We start from the raw sequence: 17,644 nt of genomic DNA on the forward strand, positions 1-17,644 counted from the left end.
AGCCGTCCGAAAGCGAAGAAACCTAGGACTCGAAGGAGCGGGCCTTACGCTCCAGCACCGAACGCTCCGCGGCGTTGCCGCACAGCTCGGCCGCGCGGAGGTACTCACCCCGGGCCTCGGCCGTGCGGCCCAGGCGCGCCAGCAGCTCGCCGCGCACGCCGGGCAGCAGGTGCGATCCGGCGAGCACACCCCGGTCGGCCAGAGAGTCCACGGCACGCAGCCCGACGTCGGGCCCGTGCGCCATCGCGACCGCCACCGCCCGGTTCAGGTCGACCACCGGCGACGGCGCGAGGCGGCCGAGCGCCTCGTAGAGCACGACTATCCGCTCCCAGTCGGTCTCCGGCACCGAACGGGCCACGGCGTGACACTCCGCTATCGAGGCCTGCAGGGCGTACGCGCCCATGCCCGCCGGACCGACGGCCCCGCGCAACGCTGCGCGGCCCCGGATGATCGCCGCCCGGTCCCAGCGACGCCGGTCCTGGTCTTCCAGGAGGATCGGCTCCCCCGACGGCCCCACCCGGGCCGGGAACCGCGCCGCCGTCAGCTCCATCAGTGCCAGCAGGCCGAACGTCTCCGGTTCGGGCGCGAGCCGGGTCAGCACCCGGGCCAGGCGCGCGGCCTCGTGGGCCAGTTCGTGCCGGATCCAGTCCTCGCCCGACGTCGCGGACGAGCCCTCGGTGAAGATCACGTACAGCACACCACGCACCGACGAGAGCCGGGCGGCCCGGTCCGCGCCGTCGGGCACCTCGAACGGGACCCGGGCCGCCCCGATCGTCTTCTTCGCTCGGGTGATGCGGGCCTGCACCGTCGCGACGGGGGTGAGGAAGGCGCGGGCGATCTCGTCGCTCGTCAGGCCGCCCACAACACGCAGCGTCAGCGCGATCCGCGCCTCCCGGGACAGCACGGGGTGGCAGGACACGAACATGAGGGCGAGCACGTCGTCGTCGATCCGGTCGGGATCGAACATCCCGGGGTCAGAACCCTGTTCACCTGCGACGACGCCCGGTCCGGGCCGTGCCGAGGGGGCGGCGGCACCCGATACCGCCTCCCCCTCGGCCAGGCCGTGCGCGAGTGCGGCGTACCGCTCGTCCCGGCCCGAGCGACGTCGGAAGGCGTCGATCGCCCGACGCCGCGACGTCGCGATGAGCCACGCCGCGCCGTCGCGCGGCATGCCGTCGCGCGGCCAGGAGACGAGCGCCTCGGCGAGCGCCTCCTGAGCCACGTCCTCGGCGAGCTCGAAGTCGCGGGTGTAGCGGGTGAGCGCGCCCACGATGCGCGCCGACTCGATCCGCCAGACCGCCTCGACGGCCCGCCGCGCGGCGTCCTCGCCGTCGGCCGGATCCGGGACCGGATCCTGCTCGCTCAGAGCTGGCCGGTCGACTCGCGCCACGCGCGCTCCTTCTGGACGTGCTCGTTGTCCTGCGGGAAGTCGTCCATCTGCTGTACCCGGCGGATCTCGAGCTTGCTCCCCGGCCCGGCCAGCGGTGCCCGCTTGGCCCACTCGATCGCCTCCTCCTTGGAGGCGACGTCGACGATCCAGAAGCCGTTGAACAGCTCCTTGGTCTCGCCGTACGGACCGTCGGTCACGACGGGTGTCTCGGACGAGTAGTCGACGACGACGGACTCGGTAGCGTCCGTGAGGCCCTCGCCGGCGACGAGCACGCCCGCCTGGATCATGTCCTCGTTGAACTTGCCCATGTCGTTCATGATCTTCTCGAAGTCCATGTCCTCGTAGACGGCCATCGTCTCGTCTGTCGAGCGCATGATCAGCATGTACTTCGTCATGGTTCCTTCTCCTGTGGTCTGGGGCCCCTGATGGGACCTTCTCACTCCTAGGTCGAACGGGAAACCCCGGGATCGACACGGCCGTAAAACTCTCTTGCCGAGGGCACGGCCGGGCGTTTCGGACACCACGTCGGCCCGGTTTGCCACGCGCGCGGAACGTAGTGAACCCTTGAGTCTCATGACGCTCGAATCGATTGAGTCGCTGGGGGCCGACGTCGACGCCCCACCGACATCCGCCACCTCCCGCCGGCGGCGCAAGTCGCCGGACAAGCCCGCGAACCCGGGCCCGGCGACGGGACAGACGTCGAGCGAACCCGCCGCCTCGCGCGTGTGGGACGGGCGCAGCAAGTTCCCGCACATCGGCGAGTACGGGTTCCTCTCGGACTGCGAGGCCAACGCGCTGATCGCGCCGTCGGGCAGCGTGGAGTGGATGTGCATCCCCCGTCCCGACTCGCCCAGCATCTTCGCCAAGATCCTTGACCGCGGGGCCGGCCACTTCCGCGTGGGGCCGCACGGTGTGCGCGTGCCCGTGGCACGCCGCTACCTGCCCGGCACGCTCATCCTCGAAACGACGTGGCAGACGGAGACCGGCTGGCTCGTGGTGCGCGACGCCATGCTGATGGGCCCGTGGCACGACCTCGAGTCACGCTCCGGCACGCACCGCCGCACGCCTACGGACGACGACGCCGAGCACATCCTGCTGCGCACCATCAAGTGCGTGTCGGGCACGGTGGACCTCGAGGTCGAGTGCGAGCCGCGCCCGGACTACGCGCGGTCCGACGTCGACTGGGAGTACGAGAACAGCGGGTACTCCGCGGTGGTGGCCCACATCGGCGACTCCAACCCGGACCTGCACATGCGCTCCAGCCTGCGGTTCGGCCTGGAGGGCAAGCGGGCCACGGCGCGTACCCGGATGACCCACGGAGACGAGCAGTTCGTCGCGATGTCCTGGGGCTCGCAGAACCCGCCGACCAGCTACAAGGAGGCGCTCGACGCCATGTGGCGCACCGAGCGGTTCTGGCGCGACTGGATCACGCAGGGCCAGTTCCCCGACCACCCGTGGCGCGTCTACCTGCAGCGGTCCGCGCTGACCCTGAAGGGGCTGACCTACTCCCCCACGGGCGCGCTGATCGCGGCGGCGACCACGTCCCTGCCCGAGACCCCGGGCGGGGAGCGCAACTGGGACTACCGGTACGCGTGGATCCGCGACTCGACGTTCGCGCTCTGGGGGCTGTACACCCTGGGCCTGGAACGCGAGGCCAACGACTTCTTCGCGTTCATCCAGGACGTCTGCCGCGACAACCGGCAGCTCCAGATCATGTACGGGGTGGGCGGCGAGGAGACGCTGGAGGAGTTCGAGCTGCCGCACCTGTCCGGCTACGAGGGGGCGCAGCCCGTGCGGGTCGGCAACGCCGCGTACGACCAGCGCCAGCACGACGTGTGGGGCGCGGTGCTCGACTCCGTGTGGCTGCACGCCAAGTCGCGCGACCAGCTGCCCGAGTCGCTGTGGCCCATCCTCAAGCGGCAGGTCGAGGAGGCCGCGAAGCACTGGCACGAGCCCGACCGCGGCATCTGGGAGGTGCGCGGCGAGCCGCAGCACTTCACCAGCTCCAAGCTCATGTGCTGGGTAGCGATGGACCGCGGCGCCAAGCTCGCCCGGCTGTACGACGAGCCCGACTACGCCAAGTCGTGGCAGAAGATAGCCGACGAGATCTTCGAGGACATCTGCACCAGGGGTGTGGACGAGCGCGGCGTCTTCACGCAGCGTTACGGCGACCCGGCGCTCGACGCGTCGCTGCTGCTCGTGCCGCTCCTGCGGTTCCTGCCGCCCGACGACGAGCGTGTACGGGCGACCGTGCTGGCCATCGCGGACGAGCTCACCGAGGACGGCCTGGTGCTGCGATACCGCACCGACGAGACCGACGACGGGCTGCGGGGCGAGGAGGGCTCGTTCACCATCTGCTCGTTCTGGCTCGTGTCCGCGCTGGTCGAGATCGGCGAGGTGGAGCGGGCCCGGGCGCTGTGCGAGCGGCTGCTCGGCTACGCGTCCTCGCTCGACCTCTACGCCGAGGAGATCGACCCGGGCAGCGGCAGGCACCTGGGGAACTTCCCGCAGGCGTTCACGCACCTGGCCCTGATCAACGCCGTCATGCACGTGATCAAGGCGGAGAGCGGCGATGCGGAGAAGGGGTACTTCGGGGCTCCTCGGCCGGTCTGAGCTCGCCCGCTGAACATGACTGAGGCGTGAACCCCGGAAGGGGTTCACGCCTCAGTCATCTAGGACCTACAGCTGGCCAGGAGTGTTAGTCGCGGCTGAAGCTGCTGATGATCGCCACGAGGCGGAGCAGCTCCAGGTACAGCCAGATCAGCGTCACGAGCAGGCCGAAGGCCGCCGACCAAGCCATCTTGGCGGGAGCACCGGCCTCGACGCCCCGCTTGATGGAGTCGAAGTCGACGATCAGCGAGGCGGCCGCGAGGCCGACGGCGATGATGCCGACGATCACGCCGATCGGCCCGGCACGCATACCGAAGCCGTCCAGCACACCCGTCAGCAGCAGCACGAAGTTGATGAGGCTGAACAGGGCGTACCCGATCAGGGCGAACATCAGCCAGCGCGTGAACTTCGCGGTGACCCGCACCCGGCCGCTCTTGAAGAGGAACAGGCTCACGGCGAACACGGAGATCGTGCCGATGACGGCCTGCGTCACCGCGCCCTCGAACGCCGTGTTGTAGTACAGCGAGATCGCGCCGAGGAACGCACCCTGGAACACCGTGTAGAGCACGATGAGCGCGGGGCTCGGGTTCCGCTTGAACGCGTTGACCAGGCCAAGGACCAGGCCGGCGATCGCGCCCACGATCATGACGGTGCCCAGCAGCGCCGGCGGAACAAGCGTCCACGTCGCCGCAGCCACCACAACCAGGAGAGCGAGCAGCCCACCGGTCTTGATGATCACGTCGTCGTAGGTCAGCCGCTTCGTGTCCGCCGTGGTGGCGGACGGCGACTGGTACATCGCGTTGAGGTCGGCCGCATCAGTCGGCTGCTGACCCGCGGCGCCGTACTGACCGTACTGGCCAGGCTGCGGCGCGGTGCCATATGCGGGAGTCTGGTTGGGGTAGGTGGCGGTGCCGCCGCGGCGTGCGCCTGCAGCACCGGTGCGACGGGGCTCACCGAAGACGTCGCTTCTTGAAAAGACGGGGTTGCTCATCTGCTCCTCCTGGTCTGTCTGACCATCCTAGGGAACGCTGGGACGGGCTCAGGAGTTCCCGGGTCATTCCAAGGGATGAAGCGGGTCCGCCCAAGGGATGATCCGGGCCGGTAAAGGGTGCGGCGGCCGCCGTCGGCTCCCTACTCTCGTAGTAACAACCAGACTTGATGTGACCGCCCAGCGACCCCAGACCACGAGCCTGTCAGATGGAAGGGTTATTGATGATCGAGGCCAGAGGCCTGACGAAGAAGTACGGCGCCAAGACGGCCGTGAACGACATCTCGTTCACCGTACAGCCGGGCCAGGTGACAGGCTTCCTGGGCCCGAACGGCGCCGGCAAGTCGACCACCATGCGCATGATCGTTGGGCTGGACCGGCCAACAGCCGGCACGGTCACCGTGAACGGCAAGCCGTACGCCGCGCACCGTCGTCCGCTGGCGGAGGTCGGCGCACTGCTCGACGCGAAGGCCGTGCACACCGGCCGGACGGCACGTAACCACCTGCTCGCCATGGCTGCCACGCACGGCATCGCGACCAAGCGCGTCGACGAGGTGATCGAGCTCACAGGTCTGCGCCCCGTCGCGACCAAGCGGGTGGGCGGCTTCTCGCTCGGCATGGGCCAGCGCCTCGGCATCGCGGCGGCCCTGCTCGGCGACCCGCGCACGCTGATCCTCGACGAGCCCGTCAACGGCCTGGACCCCGAGGGTGTGCTCTGGGTGCGCAACATCGCGAAGTTCCTGGCCTCCGAGGGGCGCACGGTCTTCCTGTCCAGCCACCTGATGAGCGAGGTCGCGCTCACGGCCGACCACGTGCTCGTGATCGGCAAGGGCCGCATCCTCGCCGACGCCCCGGTCGCCGAGATCGTCGACGGCGCGGAGCGCAAGCTGATCCGGGTGCGGTCGCCTCAGGCCACGGTGCTCGCGGAGCTGCTGAAAGGCACGAACGCCCAGGTGGACGCCATCGAGCCCGGCCTGCTGGAGATCCGCGGCACCGACGCGGCCACCGTCGGCGAGCTCGCCGCCTCAGCCCGGGTCGTGCTGCACGAGCTCACGCCCGTCGCGTCCACGCTCGAAGAGGCGTACATGTCGCTGACCGCCGACTCGGTGGAGTACCAGTCCGAGGACATGACCGCCCACGCCGGCGCGACGTCCGACCTTGAGGGGAGCAAGGCATGAGCGCGACGATCACCGCTCCGGCGAGCGGACCGGTCTCGGGCCCGACGACGCACACCCCCGTGAAGAGGGTGACCTTCTGGCGGGTGCTGCACTCGGAGTGGATCAAGCTGTGGACACTGCGCTCGACGTGGTGGACGCTCGGCCCGACCGTCGTGGTGATGGTGGGCTTCGCCTTTGCGTTGGCGCTCGTGGCGCGGTTCATCAGTGAGCAGATGGCCGATGTGCCCGATGCCCAGGCCGCGGGCGGGCTGCTACCGGGCACTGCCGTCGTAGCTGGTGGGTACGACACCGCCGCGCTCGTCGTCGCGGTGCTGGGCTGCATGATCATCACGGGCGAGTACAGCACCGGGATGATCCGCTCCACCTTTGCCGCGGTGCCCGACCGGCTCACCGCCTTCTTCGCGAAGGCCCTTGTTCTCGCCGGGGTCACTGCCGTGCTGACGATCGTGTCGCTCGCGGTCGCGTGGGCAGTGACCTACCCGATCCTCGACGGTATCGACTCCACCGTCGACTTCTCGGACAGCACACAGGTGCGGCAGCTCGGTGGCGTCGTCATCTATGTCGTTCTGGTGGCGCTCTTCTCCCTCGGGATCGGCACGCTGCTGCGCCATACCGCAGGCGCGATCTTCACCGTGGCTGCGCTGTTCTTCGTAGTACCCACGATCTTCGCGGGCGTGGTCGCCTTCGCCAGCAACATCGACTGGGTCGTCTGGGTGACCAAGCTGTTGCCCAGCATCGCGGGCGCGCAGATCACCCCGAACGGCGGGACGTTCGAAGGCGCGCTCGAACCTTGGGTAGGTATAAGCGTGCTGGCCGGCTACACGGCGCTGGTGCTGGCGGGTGCGGCGACGCGCCTGAAGCTCCAGGACGCATAGGGCTGACGCCAGTTCTCGGTTGGCCCGCTCGGCCTGTCCCGTCAGTCGAGCGGGTGCGGCCAGACCGGAGGCGGCGCGGCCGGACGCCGGTACTCCGGCTGAGGCTCGGGTTCCGGCTCCGGCTGCCACTGGGCCGGCCGCGCAGGCTGCTGGGGTTGCGGTGCGTACTGCTGGGGCTGCGGGGCGAACTGCGGCGGCGGTGCGTACCGCGGCGCCTGTTGGGCCGGTGCCTGCCGGGGCGCCGGCGTGTGCTGCGGCGCCGGCGCGTACCGCGGCGCCCGTTGCTGCCCGGTCGGCGCGGCCTGCGGCGGCCAGGCCTGAGGCGCCGGCTGGGCCGTCGTCGGCTGGGCGGGCTGGGCGGGCTGGGCGGCCTGGGCGGCCTGGGCCGGCGTCGGCTTGCTGTGCCGGGCCCGACGTCCCTGCTCCGGCTGCGTCCAGGCGCCGGACGAGACGGGCGCGGGCTCTCTGATCGGCGGCCAGCTGTCTCCCGCCGGACCACTCATCGGAGCCGCCACACCCGCCGGAATCGGCTCACTCAATGGAGCCGGGCTCCCATACGGGCCATCGGCCTGCGGGCTGCCGGCGTACGGACCGTCGGCGAGCGGGCTGCCCGCGTACGGACCGCCGCTGTACGGGCCACCGGCCTGCAGGCGGCCCGCCTGCGCCTGCTGTCGGCGCTGCGCCGCGGCCTGCCGCCCGACGGTCTGGAACGCACCCGTCGCCACGCTGGGGAAGGCTCCCGTCAGCGGGCTGCGGGCGGTCCGGCCGGCCGCCTCGTTCGCGGCCCGGCGCCGTTCGGCCCGGCGCTCGAAGATCGTGTAGATCACCGGCACCACGTACAGCGTGAGCAGGGTCGAGGACACGAGCCCGCCGATCACCACCAGCGCGAGCGGCTGCGAGATGAACGCGCCACCACCGGTCAGGCCGACGCCCATCGGCGTCAGCGCGAAGACCGTGGCCAGCGCCGTCATCACGATGGGGCGCAGTCGCTTGCGGGCGCCCTCGCGCACCGCCTCGTCGAGGCCCATGCCGTCGTGGCGGTACTGGTTGATCAGGTCGATCAGCACGATCGCGTTGGAGACCACGATGCCCACCAGCAGCAGCGTGCCGATCAGCGCGGGGACGCCCAGCGGTGTGTCGGTGGCGACCAGCGCCACGAGGGCACCCACTGCGGCGAACGGGATCGAGACCAGCAGGATGAACGGCTGCGCGAGGCTCCGGAAGGCCGCCACCATCACGATGAACACCAGCGCGATCGCGGCCAGCAGCGCCATGCCCAGGTCGTTGAAGGCGTCCGCCTGGTCGGCCGCCGCGCCGCCCACCGAGACCGTGGCGCCGGCCGGCAGGTCGATCGACGCGATCTCGGCGTTCACGGCCTCGGTTGCGGCACCGAGGTCGTCACCGGAGGGCGTCACCGAGACGGTGGCGGAGCGGTCGCCGTCGATCCGGCTGATCGACGTCGGAGTATCGGCGACCACCACGTCCCCGACATCGTTCAACGGCACGACGCCGGCCGCGGTCGGCACCGGGATCTCGCCGATCTCGGCGATCGTGGTCGGCACGGCACCGGCAGTGAGGATCACGCTGACGGGCCCCTCCGCGGTCTGCAGCTCACCGATCTCCCGCGAGCCGGTCATCGCCGCGGACGCGATCCCCGTGACCTGCGTCTCGGTGAGCCCGTACGTCGCCGCCGCCTCGCGATCGACGGTCACCTCGACGATCTCCTGCGCGGCGGCAAGGTCGTTGCTCACCTCGGCAACGCCGTCGACCGCACTCATCGCGTCCTGAAGCTGCTGTGTGGCCTCGGCCAGCGTCGCATCGTCCCGCGCCCGGACCACCAGGTCGATCGCCGAGGCTCCCACGGAGTCACCTGCGGAGACGGTGATCTCGGTCGCGGGCGCCTCGGCCAGCGGTTCGACGGCGGCGCGGATGTCCGACGCCGCGGCCGCGCCGTCGGCGTCCGCGTCGAGGGTGACGGCGAACGACGCCCTGAGCCCGGCGCTCGCGCCGCCGAACGCCGCCATCGACATGTCACCACCGCCGCCGACGGTGGCCTGCACGCTGTCGACGGCGTCGACGTCGGCCAGCGCAGTCTCCACCCGCTGAGCCGCCTCGTCCTGGCCCGCGAGCGACGTGCCGGGCGCGTAGTGCTCCGTGACGGTCACGGTGTCCTGCCCGCTGTCCCCGAGAAAGCTGGTCTCCATGTTCGGGACGAGGGTGGCAGTGCCACCGAGCACAGCGAGCGCCAGCACGATGGTGACGGCGGGCCGCCTGAGCGCGCCCCTTAGCGTCGGCACGTAGATGCGCTGCCAGATGCCGCGGCTCTCCTTCTCCTCGGCGGCGGCGCGTGCGATCGCCGCCCCGCGGCCGGCCGTCTTCTTCGGGGGGCGGATGAACCAGTAGGCCAGCACCGGGACGATCGTCAGGGCCACGACCAGCGAGGCGAGCATCGCGATCGACACGGTCAGGGCGAACGGCCGGAACAGCTCCCCCACCATGCCGCCCACGAACGCGATCGGGAGGAACACGGCCACGGTGCAGATGGTGGAGGCCGCGATGGCCCCGCCCACCTCGCGCACGGCCGCGAGGATGGCCGCAGTCTTCTCCTCGCCGTAGGACATGTGCCGCTTGATGTTCTCGATCACCACGATCGCGTCGTCGACGACGCGGCCGATCGAGATGGTGAGCGCGCCGAGCGTCAGGATGTTCAGCGTGTAGCCGGCTGCGCTCATCACGATGAACGTCACCGCCAGCGACAACGGGATGGAGATCGCGGAGACCAGCGTGGACCGCATCGACATCAGGAAGACGAGGATGACGATGACGGCGAACAGCAGGCCGAGGCCGCCCTCCGTGGCCAGGCCGTGGATCGAGTCCTCGATGAACGGGGCCTGGTCGAACACGACCGCCGTCTGGATGTCGCGGTCGGTCAGCGTGTCCGCGACCTCCGGCTCGACAAGCGCGTCCTCGATCGCGTGCGACACCTCGACGGTGTTGGCCTCGGGGGTCTTGGTGATCGCCAGGCCGAGGGACGGCGAGCCGTCGAGCCGGGAGTACGACGTCGCCTCCACCGGCGCGAGCTGTACGGCCGCGACCTCGCCCAGCAGGACGGGGCTGTCCGGCGGGACCGGTTCGGTGGGCAGGGCGCCCGTAGCCGCGTTACCCGCGGCTGCGCCTGCACCCGCGCCCGGAGCGGCGGCCCCGCCCGGGATGACGGGGAGCTGCTTGAGCTGGTCGACCATGTCGATGGGGTTGCCGAGCTGGACGGACCAGGCGCGGTCGCCCTCCGTGATCTCGCCGGCCGGCATGACCACGCCGTTGTCCTGCAGCACCGTGGTCAGGTCCTCCGGCGTAAGACCGGCCGCCGTGAGCTCCGCGTCGTCGGGCGCGATGTGGACCTCGGTCTCGCTCTGTCCGGTCACGGAGACCGAGCGGACGCCGTCGACGTCTTCCAGCGCCGGCACGATGACGTTCTCGACCGTGTCGGCGAGGGCGTTGGGGCTCTCGTCGCCCGACACGGCCATCTGGACCACCGGCACGTCGTCGACGGACCCGGTGGTGACCTGCGGCTCGACACCGTTGGGCAGGGCGGCCTGGATACCCGCTATGGCGGTCTGGAGGCGCTGGGTGGCGGTCTCCATGTCGGTGCCATAGCTGAGCTCGACAGTGGTCAGCGAGATGCCGGTGGACGCCGTCGAACGGACCGAGGCGACCCCGTCGATCGAGGTGATGGCCTCCTCGATCACGTCGGTGACCTGCTCTTCGACGACCTCGGGCGACGATCCCGGGTACAGCGCGCTCACGATCCCCGTGGGGAGCTGGAGGGACGGGATCAGCTCCTGCTTCAGCGAGGTCATGCTCAGCACCCCGAATACAGCTATCGCGATCGTCACCAACGCCACGACGGCGCGGTTCGCGAGGGACAGCCGAGCGAGATGGAACACGAAGACTCCACGGTGCGGGCGAGGATCGGGCATACGGAGCGACGCCGCCGTCGTGGCCTGTACGGACCAACGGGGTGAAACCGACCGAGGTCACAGAGTAGGGCAGTATGCTCCACCCGCGGCAAGCCCAACCGTGGTTGGTCAAAGCTCGACCATGGCCTCCTCGGGTGTGCCCTCGACCTGCTTCGCGACCCGGTTCCAGCGCTGCCAGAGCACCCGTTCCCCGAGTGGGCGAGCCATGAGGTGGGCCGTCACCAAGAAAACGACCACGCCGACGAGCAGGACGGCCGCCGCGACCCAGAACGGTGCCGCGGGTCCGACGGCCTCGGCGAGCAGGCCGGCCACTACCGGGGCGGGAGCCGCGAAGCCCCACCGGACCAGGTTGAACGCGCCGGTGGTGACGCGACGGTCCGGGTCGCCGAGGGCGAGGGACAGGTCGGTGAGGTTCGCGTTCGCGATACCCATGAACACACCGGCCACGATGGTCGCGACGATCGAGCCGGCGGTCCCGACCCCGATCGCGAGCACAGCCACGCAGGCAAGCACGCCGACGACGGCGACGCCGACCGTCTGCACGAACCCGATCGCGTGCGCCAGCCGGTGGCCGACCGCGAGGATGCCGACGGCCACACCGATACCCCAGGCGGTGAAGACCAGGCCGAGCGGCACGACGTCGAGCCCGAGGAACACCGGCACGTACCCGAGCACCACGAAGAACACGAAGTTGTAGGCAGCGGTCACGACCGCGAGCGCCAGGAAGCCCGGCTTGCGGAACAGCCCGAAGATCTGGCCCACCTGCAGCGGAGCGGGCTTCTCAGCCGGGTCCTTGAGCCGGGTGACGGAGACCAGCAGGGCGACGATCATGAGCAGACCGCAGACGAAGAACGGCACCCGCCAGCTGATGTACCCCAGGAGCCCGCCGATCAGCGGCCCGATCGCGAACCCGAGCCCCACGCAGGTCTCGAACAGGCCCACCACCCACTCCCGGTCCTTCGCGAGCGAGACCAGCAGCACCATGGCGGTGGCGAAGAACATCGCGTTGCCGAGGCCCCACACCCCACGGAGCACCGCGAGCTGGATGATGTTGCCGCTCAGCGCGGCCAGCACCGCCGCGATCGCCACCAGCGTGACGCCGGCCGCCAGGATCTTCTTGTACCCGAACCTCCCCGTCGCCATCACCGCGGGGATCATGCCGATCGCCATGACCGCGATGTACGCGGTGAACAGCAGCTCGATCTCCCAGATGGTGGCGCCGATCTCCGCGCCGATGACGGGCAGGATCGGGTCCACGACCGCGATCCCCGCGATGGCGAAGAACGCGGTCATTGCCGTGGCGTAGATGGCTGTCTTGTTCGGCTCGTCGCGCGTGGTAGCCACACAAACCCCCTCAAATCAATTTACCTGTACCGTGCAGGTATATGCCTGTAGGCTACACCTATGTCGAAGACGACGGAAGAGGGCGGCGAGGACGCGCTGCCCGACGACCGCACGTTGTCCCGGGTCGAGCTACAGCTCGCGCTCCTGCTGCGGCGCGCGGAGCGCGCTGGTGCGATCCGCGCGGGCCACACCCCCGCGCTCGAGCGATCGGGCTACCTGCTGCTCCAGGCGCTCACGACCCAGGGCCCGCTCGGCATCAACGCGCTCGCCGTGCGCCAGGGACTCGACGCGTCCACCGTGACACGCCAGGTGGTCAGCCTGGAACGGGCCGGGTTCGCCCGGCGGGACCGCGACCCGGACGACGGGCGGGCCGTGCTGGTGGAGGCCACGCCGGCGGGCGAGGCCCAGCTGGAGCGCGAGCGCACGCGGCGCATCGCCATGTACGACCGGATCCTCTCCGACTGGTCTCCCTTCGAGCGCGCCCTGCTCGCGGAGCTGCTGGAGCGGCTCAACCAGGACATGGACGCTTTCCGGCGCGACCCGGACGACTGAGCACCGTCCAAAGAACTCGTTGCAAACATATCCTTGCAAAGAAGTGTTGGCGTGCGTAGGGTGGGCATATCAGCCAACCCCGAGCCAGGAGAACCTCGATGAGCGTCTACGCACCGGCCGCCCGCTCCGTCTTCCCCCAGTCCGTCGAGCTGCGTCGCACGGCCCCGTCCGCTGCCGCCCGGCGACCCGTCGCGCAGAGCCCGCGCGACCGTGAGGCACAGCGCCGTGAGATCGAGCGTGCCGCCCGCCAACGTGCCCAGGCAGAGCGCGTACGGGACAACCTGGCGGCGCGCCACCCCCTCTCCCTGCGGTGAGCGTCCGGTCTCGCTGACGGGGAGTGGGTAACGTCCTGTCCATGGCGACAGCACGCAAGGACTCACCGGGACAGCCAACAGGGCAGGACGCTCCAGACCTGTCGGCGCCGCCCGCGTTGCGCGTCGCACCGGACCGGGCCGACCTCTCGACCGCGGGCCCGCCCGCGGAGCTGGGCCCCGAGGCTCTGCGCGCGCTCGCCCATCCCCTGCGCATCCGCATCCTCGACCTCCTGCCGATCCGCGGGCCGCTCACGGCCAGCAAGCTGGGTGAGATCGTCGGCGAGTCCAGCGGCTCGACGAGCTATCACCTGCGCCAGCTCGCCAAGCACGGCCTTGTCCGCGAGGTCGAGGGCAAGGGCACCGCGCGCGAGCGCTGGTGGGAACGCACACCTGGCGGGTTCAGCATCTCCAGCGCGGGAAAGGACTCGGCAGTCGGCCGGCAGACCGCCGAGGCCGTCAACATGGAGTTCCTGCGCCTGCGCCACGAGAGAGTGATGGCCTTCGTCCGCGCAGGACAGGACATGGACGACGAGACCCTGAACTCGTGGCTGGGGACCGCCACCTTCTTCACGAGCAACAAGTGGGCCACACCCGAACAGATGGCGGCAGTGGTCAAGGCGTGGGACCAGTTCGTCGCCGAGCACATCGAACCGTTGAGCAGCCAGGAAGGTGTACCCGGGGCCCTGCCGTTCGAGGTCCATTTCGACGCCTTCTCGGCGGTCGACGCGGAGGGCAACCCGCTCTGACGCGGCCGTCGAGGCGCCGCGTCCGGAGCTGACCTTGCGTCTCTGCCGTCAGCAGATCTGCGGCGGGCAGAGATCCCTGTGCGTCGAGCGGCCGCCCCGTCATGGTGGGCGTATGACCGAGACCATCCAGGCCCAGCCCTTCGAAGACCACCTCGCCGCACGGCTGCTGCACCAGCGGATCGTGCTGATCGGCAGCGAGATCGACGACGCCGTCGCCAACCGCGTGACCGCGCAGCTCCTGCTGATCTCTGCTGAGGACTCAGCGGCCGACATCAGCCTCTACATCAACTCCCCCGGCGGCTCCATCAGCGCCGGCCTCGCCGTCTACGACACCATGAAGCTGCTGCCGAACGACGTCTCGACGGTTGCCGTCGGGTTCGCCGGGAGCATGGGCCAGTTCCTGCTCGCCTCGGGCACCCCGGGCAAGCGCTATGCGCTGCCGCACGCGCGGATCATGATGCACCAGCCGGCGGGCGGCATCGGTGGCACGGCGACCGACGTCGTCATCCAGGCCGAGAACATCCGGTACGTCAAGGACGTGGTGACCCGGCTGCAGTCCGAGCACACCGGCCAGAGCGTCGAGACGATCGCCGCGGACTCGGAGCGCGACCGCTGGTTCACCGCCGAGCAGGCGCTGGCCTACGGGATGATCGACAAGATCGTGGACCAGGTGAACGACGTCCGGCCGGGCGGCAGGCGGCGCGCCGGTCTCTGAGGTCTCTGACCGGCGCGGTCCTCAGGGTTCTGACGGAAGCCTCAGGCCGCCAGCAGCACGGCCTCGCCTCGCCGCCCGACGGCGGAGGTGCTGGCCGGCGCCGCCTGCCCTGTCTGCAGGGGGTGGCGGGACGACGAGAACCCTGCGGTACGACGGGCAGCGGACGACAGGACGCGAACTCGGCGGCTCTCCTCCTGCGCCGCCAACGCGAGCGCGAGCTCTGCCCACGCGCGCTCCACCAGGTCGACGAGGCGCATGCCGAGCGCATCGCAGACCGCGGCGAGCACCTCGGAGGATGCCTCCTTGCGCCCCCGTTCGACCTCGGACAGGTAGGCGGTCGAGACCCGGGCGTCCGTGGCGACGTCTGCCAGTGTGCGGCGCTGCTCACGGCGCGTACGCCGCAGGATGCCACCCACCAGGTCACGCAACAGTGGTTCGCGGGTGTGTTCCAGCGTTCCGGGTCTGCTTCCCGGTGCGCCGTCGTCCGTGGTGCCGAGCCCAGCAGTACGTGCAGTACCTATTGAGATCATTGCCATCCGCCCACTCCCGCCGTTGGTACCCGTCACGCTACCCAACCCCACTGACACTGCGGGTCGTTCCGCCATCTGCTGCTGGCGTAACGCCGCGGGGCTCGCCACGGATGCGGCCCGGCGCAGCCGGGTGCGTGTCAGTGGCTCCTGGCACGATTGGACCACCGACCAGGAAAGGACAGTGGTGTTCGGATCTATCGAGGTGCGCGGGGCCCGTGAGAACAACCTGCAGGGCGTCTCTGTCGACATCCCCAAGCGGAAGCTCACGGTGTTCACCGGGGTTTCCGGCTCGGGCAAGAGCTCGCTCGTGTTCGGCACGGTCGCCGCCGAGTCACGGCGGCTGATCGACGAAACCTACTCGGCTTTTCTCCAGGGGTTCATGGCTTCGCGCCCCCGACCCGACGTCGACACCCTGTCGAACCTGTCGGCGGCGATCGTCGTGGACCAGGAGCCCATGGGGGCCAACGCCCGCTCGACGGTCGGCACCGCCACGGACGCCTACACGATGCTGCGTGTGATCTGGTCGCGTCTCGGCCAGCCATATGTCGGCGGGTCGAACGTCTTCTCGTTCAACGACCCGCAGGGCATGTGCGGCACCTGTGAGGGACTCGGCCGCGTCTCCGCGGTCGACACCGAAGCCCTCGTCGACCGCAGCAAGTCGCTGAACGAGGGCGCCATCACGTTCCCCAACTTCGGCGTCGGCACCTGGTACTGGAAGGTCTACGCCGACTCCGGCCTGTTCGATGCAGACAAGCCGCTGGCGGACTACAGCGACATCGAGTGGCACGACCTGATGCACGGCGACGAGCGCAAGATCGTCTCCAGCGGCCTCAACCTCACCTACGAGTCCCTGGTCCCCAAGATCACGCGGCTCTACCTGCTCAAGGACGTCGAGTCGATGAAGGGCGCCATGCGGGCGGCCGTCGACCGGCTCGCGACGTTCACGTCGTGCCCGGACTGCGGCGGCACCCGGCTCAACGACCGGGCCCGGTCGTCGCTCGTCAAGGGCAAGCACATCGGCGAGGCCGCGGCCATGCAGCTCACGGACCTGGCCGAGCTGGTGCACGACCTCGCGGACCCGAACGTCCAGCCCATCCTCGACGGCCTCAACGACCTGCTCGCCACGTTCGAGCAGATCGGCCTCGGGTACCTCTCGCTGGACCGGGAGTCGTCGTCGCTGTCCGGGGGCGAGGCACAGCGCACCAAGATGGTGCGGCACATGGGTTCCGCCCTGACGGACATGACCTACGTGTTCGACGAGCCGACCATCGGCCTGCACCCGCACGACGTGCGGCAGATGAACGCCCTGCTCCAGCGCCTGCGGGACAAGGGCAACACGGTGCTCGTCGTGGAGCACAAGCCCGAGGTGATGGCGGCTGCGGACCACCTCGTCGACATGGGGCCGGGCGCCGGGACCCACGGCGGCACGGTGGTCTACCAGGGCGACATCGAAGGGCTCCGGAACTCCGGCACGGCCACGGGCAAGCACCTGGACCGAGCCGTCGCCCTCAAGGCCACGCCCCGCACGCCGACGGGGGTGCTCCGGATCGAGCACGCGAACCTGCACAACCTCCAGGACGTCTCGGTCGAGGTCCCGCTCGGTGTGCTCGTCGCGGTGACGGGTGTGGCTGGTTCGGGCAAGAGCTCGCTCATCCACGGCTGCCTGCCGCGCGACGGCGTCACCTTTGTGGACCAGTCGGTCATCCGCGGGTCGCGGCGCTCCAACCCCGCCACCTACACGGGGATCCTCGAACCCATCCGCAAGCAGTACGCGCGCGCGAACGGGGTCAAGCCCGCGCTGTTCAGCGCGAACTCGGCCGGTGCGTGCCCGGCGTGCAAGGGCGTGGGCCTCATCTACACGGACCTCGCCTTCATGGCGGGCGTCGCCAGCTTGTGCGAGGCCTGCGGGGGCAAGCGGTTCACCGACGAGGTGCTGGGTTACACCCTGCGCGGCAAGAGCATCGCCGACGTGCTCGACATGTCCGTCGAGGAGGCCCTCGGCTTCTTCACGGAGAAGTCGGTGCTCCCGATGCTGTCCCGCCTGTCCGACGTCGGGCTGGACTACATCTCCCTCGGCCAGCACCTCAACACCCTCTCGGGCGGCGAGCGGCAGCGGCTCAAGCTCGCGATCGAGATGGGCGGCGACACCCCGGCGTTTGTGCTCGACGAGCCCACCGCCGGCCTGCACATGCAGGACGTCGACAACCTGGCCGGGCTCCTCGACCGCCTCGTCGACTCCGGGCGGTCCGTCATCGTGGTGGAGCACAACCTGTCGGTTGTCGCCCGTGCGGACTGGGTGATCGACATGGGCCCCGGTGGTGGGCACGACGGCGGCCGCGTCGTCTTCGAGGGCACCCCCGCCGACCTGGCGCGTCAGGAGGCGTCGCTGACCGGCCGGCATCTCGCGGAGCTCGTGGCCGGGTAG

At 70.1% G+C, this 17,644-nt stretch carries 14 protein-coding genes; 8 read left to right on the forward strand and 6 right to left on the reverse strand.

Annotated features, from left to right (window positions below; translation table 11 throughout):
* Positions 1 to 22: 22 nt before the first annotated feature.
* Together AB1046_RS12890 and AB1046_RS12895 are read right to left on the reverse strand one after the other, a co-directional pair.
* On the reverse strand, positions 23 to 1,366 hold the full coding sequence (locus AB1046_RS12890; protein ID WP_369375693.1) for an RNA polymerase sigma factor: 1,344 nt from the start codon (positions 1,364 to 1,366) through the stop codon (positions 23 to 25).
* A complete protein-coding gene (locus AB1046_RS12895) occupies positions 1,363 to 1,785 on the reverse strand; it encodes a YciI family protein (RefSeq protein ID WP_369369706.1) in 423 nt (140 codons plus the stop codon). The genes AB1046_RS12890 and AB1046_RS12895 overlap by 4 nt, the downstream gene beginning before the upstream one ends.
* Positions 1,786 to 1,963: 178 nt before the next feature.
* Here AB1046_RS12895 and AB1046_RS12900 point away from each other — a divergent pair, with 178 nt between their 5' ends.
* Entirely contained in the window at positions 1,964 to 4,003 is a 2,040-nt protein-coding gene (locus tag AB1046_RS12900; RefSeq protein ID WP_369369707.1) for a glycoside hydrolase family 15 protein, read from the forward strand.
* Between the two features lie 85 nt (positions 4,004 to 4,088).
* Here AB1046_RS12900 and AB1046_RS12905 read toward each other — a convergent pair whose 3' ends face one another.
* The gene (locus AB1046_RS12905; RefSeq protein ID WP_369369708.1) at positions 4,089 to 4,991 is read right to left on the reverse strand and encodes a Bax inhibitor-1/YccA family protein; all 903 of its coding nucleotides are present in this window, start codon (positions 4,989 to 4,991) and stop codon (positions 4,089 to 4,091) included.
* Positions 4,992 to 5,212: 221 nt separating this feature from the next.
* Between AB1046_RS12905 and AB1046_RS12910 the strand changes: the two genes are divergently transcribed.
* Both AB1046_RS12910 and AB1046_RS12915 read left to right on the forward strand, forming a co-directional pair.
* The gene (locus AB1046_RS12910; RefSeq protein ID WP_369369709.1) at positions 5,213 to 6,166 is read left to right on the forward strand and encodes an ABC transporter ATP-binding protein; all 954 of its coding nucleotides are present in this window, start codon (positions 5,213 to 5,215) and stop codon (positions 6,164 to 6,166) included.
* Positions 6,163 to 7,041, forward strand: coding sequence for a hypothetical protein (locus AB1046_RS12915; RefSeq protein WP_369369710.1), 879 nt, complete (start codon positions 6,163 to 6,165; stop codon positions 7,039 to 7,041). The genes AB1046_RS12910 and AB1046_RS12915 overlap by 4 nt, the downstream gene beginning before the upstream one ends.
* Positions 7,042 to 7,082: 41 nt before the next feature.
* Here AB1046_RS12915 and AB1046_RS12920 read toward each other — a convergent pair whose 3' ends face one another.
* Complete coding sequence (locus AB1046_RS12920; RefSeq protein WP_369369711.1) at positions 7,083 to 10,985, reverse strand: efflux RND transporter permease subunit; 3,903 nt, start codon at positions 10,983 to 10,985, stop codon at positions 7,083 to 7,085.
* A gap of 141 nt (positions 10,986 to 11,126) precedes the next feature.
* Positions 11,127 to 12,362 carry an MFS transporter gene (locus AB1046_RS12925; protein ID WP_369369712.1) on the reverse strand — a complete coding sequence of 412 codons (1,236 nt, stop codon included), beginning with the start codon at positions 12,360 to 12,362 and terminating at the stop codon, positions 11,127 to 11,129.
* Between the two features lie 60 nt (positions 12,363 to 12,422).
* Here AB1046_RS12925 and AB1046_RS12930 point away from each other — a divergent pair, with 60 nt between their 5' ends.
* The 4 genes from AB1046_RS12930 to AB1046_RS12945 all read left to right on the forward strand — a co-directional run bounded on the left by AB1046_RS12930 (position 12,423) and on the right by AB1046_RS12945 (position 14,689).
* Positions 12,423 to 12,914 carry a MarR family transcriptional regulator gene (locus AB1046_RS12930; RefSeq protein WP_369369713.1) on the forward strand — a complete coding sequence of 164 codons (492 nt, stop codon included), beginning with the start codon at positions 12,423 to 12,425 and terminating at the stop codon, positions 12,912 to 12,914.
* A gap of 98 nt (positions 12,915 to 13,012) precedes the next feature.
* Positions 13,013 to 13,228 (forward strand): hypothetical protein, encoded by a 216-nt coding sequence (locus AB1046_RS12935; RefSeq protein ID WP_369369714.1) that lies wholly within the window; start codon positions 13,013 to 13,015, stop codon positions 13,226 to 13,228.
* Positions 13,229 to 13,269: 41 nt separating this feature from the next.
* Positions 13,270 to 13,974, forward strand: a complete 705-nt coding sequence (locus tag AB1046_RS12940) for an ArsR/SmtB family transcription factor (protein WP_369369715.1) — start codon at positions 13,270 to 13,272, stop codon at positions 13,972 to 13,974.
* A 112-nt stretch (positions 13,975 to 14,086) separates the two neighbouring features.
* Positions 14,087 to 14,689: a ClpP family protease gene (locus tag AB1046_RS12945; RefSeq protein WP_369369716.1), complete on the forward strand. Its 603-nt coding sequence runs from the start codon at positions 14,087 to 14,089 to the stop codon at positions 14,687 to 14,689.
* Positions 14,690 to 14,730: 41 nt separating this feature from the next.
* Here AB1046_RS12945 and AB1046_RS12950 read toward each other — a convergent pair whose 3' ends face one another.
* Positions 14,731 to 15,225: a helix-turn-helix domain-containing protein gene (locus AB1046_RS12950; RefSeq protein ID WP_369369717.1), complete on the reverse strand. Its 495-nt coding sequence runs from the start codon at positions 15,223 to 15,225 to the stop codon at positions 14,731 to 14,733.
* 175 nt (positions 15,226 to 15,400) lie between these two features.
* On the opposite strand from AB1046_RS12950, the gene AB1046_RS12955 reads away from it, so the two are divergent.
* Positions 15,401 to 17,644, forward strand: a complete 2,244-nt coding sequence (locus AB1046_RS12955) for an excinuclease ABC subunit UvrA (RefSeq protein WP_369369718.1) — start codon at positions 15,401 to 15,403, stop codon at positions 17,642 to 17,644.

This window comes from Promicromonospora sp. Populi, from assembly GCF_041081105.1.
GTDB lineage: Bacteria > Actinomycetota > Actinomycetes > Actinomycetales > Cellulomonadaceae > Promicromonospora.

Bases quoted from the DNA above. Each gene is read 5' to 3' on its own strand.
- AB1046_RS12895 (WP_369369706.1), bottom strand. From the start codon at position 1,785: ATGACGAAGTACATGCTGATCATGCGCTCGACAGACGAGACGATGGCC.
- AB1046_RS12900 (WP_369369707.1), top strand. From the start codon at position 1,964: ATGACGCTCGAATCGATTGAGTCGCTGGGGGCCGACGTCGACGCCCCA.
- AB1046_RS12905 (WP_369369708.1), bottom strand. From the start codon at position 4,991: ATGAGCAACCCCGTCTTTTCAAGAAGCGACGTCTTCGGTGAGCCCCGT.
- AB1046_RS12910 (WP_369369709.1), top strand. From the start codon at position 5,213: ATGATCGAGGCCAGAGGCCTGACGAAGAAGTACGGCGCCAAGACGGCC.
- AB1046_RS12915 (WP_369369710.1), top strand. From the start codon at position 6,163: ATGAGCGCGACGATCACCGCTCCGGCGAGCGGACCGGTCTCGGGCCCG.
- AB1046_RS12930 (WP_369369713.1), top strand. From the start codon at position 12,423: ATGTCGAAGACGACGGAAGAGGGCGGCGAGGACGCGCTGCCCGACGAC.
- AB1046_RS12935 (WP_369369714.1), top strand. From the start codon at position 13,013: ATGAGCGTCTACGCACCGGCCGCCCGCTCCGTCTTCCCCCAGTCCGTC.
- AB1046_RS12940 (WP_369369715.1), top strand. From the start codon at position 13,270: ATGGCGACAGCACGCAAGGACTCACCGGGACAGCCAACAGGGCAGGAC.
- AB1046_RS12945 (WP_369369716.1), top strand. From the start codon at position 14,087: ATGACCGAGACCATCCAGGCCCAGCCCTTCGAAGACCACCTCGCCGCA.
- AB1046_RS12950 (WP_369369717.1), bottom strand. From the start codon at position 15,225: ATGGCAATGATCTCAATAGGTACTGCACGTACTGCTGGGCTCGGCACC.